The sequence below is a fragment of the Polynucleobacter sp. 39-46-10 genome (assembly GCF_002282275.1).
In genome coordinates this window covers 1-2,429 of record NZ_NCJB01000332.1, presented here as the reverse complement: position 1 = coordinate 2,429, position 2,429 = coordinate 1, and the positions used below count along the sequence as shown (strand labels likewise).

At 48.2% G+C, this 2,429-nt stretch carries 4 protein-coding genes; 2 read left to right on the top strand and 2 right to left on the bottom strand.

From position 1 onward, the window contains the following. A partial coding sequence (locus B7X71_RS15280; protein ID WP_293601313.1) for a helicase-related protein occupies nt 1-886 on the top strand: 886 nt, incomplete at its 5' end. Between the two features lie 22 nt (nt 887-908). Here B7X71_RS15280 and mmsB read toward each other — a convergent pair. Then, nucleotides 909-1,790: a 3-hydroxyisobutyrate dehydrogenase gene (mmsB, locus tag B7X71_RS15275; protein WP_293597881.1), complete on the bottom strand. Its 882-nt coding sequence runs from the start codon at nt 1,788-1,790 to the stop codon at nt 909-911. Between the two features lie 84 nt (nt 1,791-1,874). Between mmsB and B7X71_RS15270 the strand changes: the two genes are divergently transcribed. Further along, complete coding sequence (locus tag B7X71_RS15270; RefSeq protein ID WP_293597882.1) at nt 1,875-2,168, top strand: DUF1330 domain-containing protein; 294 nt, start codon at nt 1,875-1,877, stop codon at nt 2,166-2,168. 57 nt (nt 2,169-2,225) lie between these two features. Here the strand turns inward: B7X71_RS15270 and B7X71_RS15265 are convergent. Continuing rightward, the coding region (locus B7X71_RS15265) for a hypothetical protein (protein WP_293601311.1) at nt 2,226-2,429 on the bottom strand (204 nt) is incomplete at its 5' end.

The following is a 2,429-nucleotide window of genomic DNA, read 5'->3' as shown; positions in this document are numbered from 1 at the left end:
CTTGTTGGATTTAATGTCACAGAATTGCGTCTCACTCGCGAATATTGAAATCTTGGTACTTGACGAAGCAGATCGCATGTTGGACATGGGTTTCTTGCGTGATATCAAAAAGATTTTGGCGGCACTTCCTAAGCAACGTCAAAATCTACTCTTTTCAGCGACCTTCTCGGCCGAGATCAAAGCTTTGGCAGATGGATTACTGAATTCACCAGCCTTGATTGAGGTGGCACGCAGTAACAGCACTAATGAAGCGATTGCGCAGCTGATCCACCCAGTAGACAGAAACCAAAAGCATCCCTTATTGGCACATCTGATTAAATCAAATCAGTGGCAGCAAGTTCTCGTGTTTACTCGCACTAAGCATGGTGCCAATAAATTAGTGACCCAGCTCGAGAAAGACGGCATCACTGCCATGGCAATTCATGGCAATAAGAGTCAAAGCGCTCGCACTAAAGCCTTGGCCGAATTTAAAGACGGCAAAATCACCGTCTTGGTTGCTACGGACATTGCTGCTCGTGGAATCGATATTGATCAACTCCCCCATGTCGTGAACTACGACCTGCCCAACGTATCCGAAGATTATGTTCACCGGATTGGTAGAACTGGTAGAGCAGGCTCTAACGGTGTAGCAGTATCTTTAGTCTGCGTTGACGAGCATCAGATGCTTCGCGATATTGAGAAACTCATTAAGCAAAAACTTCCTCAGGAAGTGATTGCCGGATTTGAACCAGACCCGAATGCAGTGGCGCAACCAATCCAATTGCGAAGCCAGCAACACCAACAATCCAGAAAACCTCGACCGGGCAATGCTGGTGGTGGCAATGGCGGAGGCAGCAGGCCTACGGCTAAGCGCAGCAGTCCCCCTAAGCGTAGCTTTAATCGCTAAACCCCACTACAGCAGCTACGGATTAGTCGGCCTTTAAATTAAACACGCTTGAAAAGTCGAGCTGGCCATTGCCAGCTTTGCTATGTGCTTCGTAGAGTTTGCGGGATAACTCGCCGAGCGGAATGCTGGCATCTAAGTCACTGGCATTCTCGGTGGCCAAACCCAAATCTTTCAACATGAGATCTACGCCAAAGCCACCGGCATACCCTTTTGAGGATGGCACATTTTCCATTACTCCGGGACAAGGGTTATAGAGCTCAAGAACCCAATTACGACCAGAGCTCTTTGACATGATGTCAGAGAGTACTTTGGGGTCCATGCCATTGGCCATACCCAAACGTAATGCTTCACTAGTCCCGAGCATCTGAATACCCAGCAACATGTTGTTGCAGACCTTGACGGTCTGTCCGCTTCCGCTTGGTCCTGCATGGAAGATATTCTTACCCATCTGCTCTAGCAATGGGCGGCCTCGATCTACATCTGCCGCATCTCCACCCACCATAAAGGTTAAGGTTCCGGCTTGCGCCCCTACAGTGCCACCAGAAACCGGTGCATCGATCATGGCAAAGCCCTTGGCTTTAGCAGCGGCGGCCACGGACTGAGAAACCTTGGGAGAAATCGTCGAGCAGTCGATGAGCAAGGTTTTAGGATTGGCTGTGGCTAATAAACCAGAGTCGCCTAAATACAAAGCCTCGACATGGCGCGAAGCTGGGAGCATGCTAACAATGACATCCACATCAAGGGCAGCCTCTGAAGCGCTATTCATGGGAGCCCCGCCGGCCACTCTGAAGGCATCTAGCTGCGTCTGCACCAAATCAAAGCCTCGAACCTGATGCCCAGCTTTAATTAAATTGAGAGCCATGGGTAGTCCCATATTACCCAAACCTAAAAATGCGACTTTCATATGTGCCTCGTATGAGATGGTGAAGTTCTAATATCTCACTATAGCTTGCTTATAAACTAGCTGGATAAATAATCAGGACCCGGGATGACCATTAAAGTGATTGGCCTCATTCAGTTAAATGACCCTGAGGCATTTGAAGAGTACCGCTCTCAGGTAGGAGATGCGGTAGCTCTCTACCAAGGGAAGATTGCATTCCGAGGCTCTTTCAATACCTTCCTATGGAATGGGTTGGAGTGTGGGGCCTTTAGCGCATTTGTAGAGCTGGAGTTTCCAGATCTAGAACGCTCTAAGTCTTGGGCCAATAGCCAGGAGTATCAAAGTTTGCTGCCAATCCGCAGTCAAGCTATGAAGCTCACTTTATTTTCTGTAAGCCCATAAAAATAAAGCCCGGCTCCTTGTGGGGGCCAGGCTGAATTCAATCCGGAATAAGGTAAATTACTTCTTAGCTTCCATCGCCTCTTTAGCGGCTGTAATTTCTTTGCGGCGCTCTTTGCAAGCTCCGGCAATTTCTTGTAAAGCTTTACGAGCACGTGCAGCAGATGCCTTAACGCCCTTTTCAATAAACTTTTCGTTTTCTGCTTTATAAGTTTCAAAAGCAGCCAACAATGTATCGTGTTGTGACATCTTGTCTCCTATGTA

Bases quoted from the DNA above. Each gene is read 5' to 3' on its own strand.
- B7X71_RS15270 (WP_293597882.1), top strand. From the start codon at position 1,875: ATGACCATTAAAGTGATTGGCCTCATTCAGTTAAATGACCCTGAGGCA.
- mmsB (WP_293597881.1), bottom strand. From the start codon at position 1,790: ATGAAAGTCGCATTTTTAGGTTTGGGTAATATGGGACTACCCATGGCT.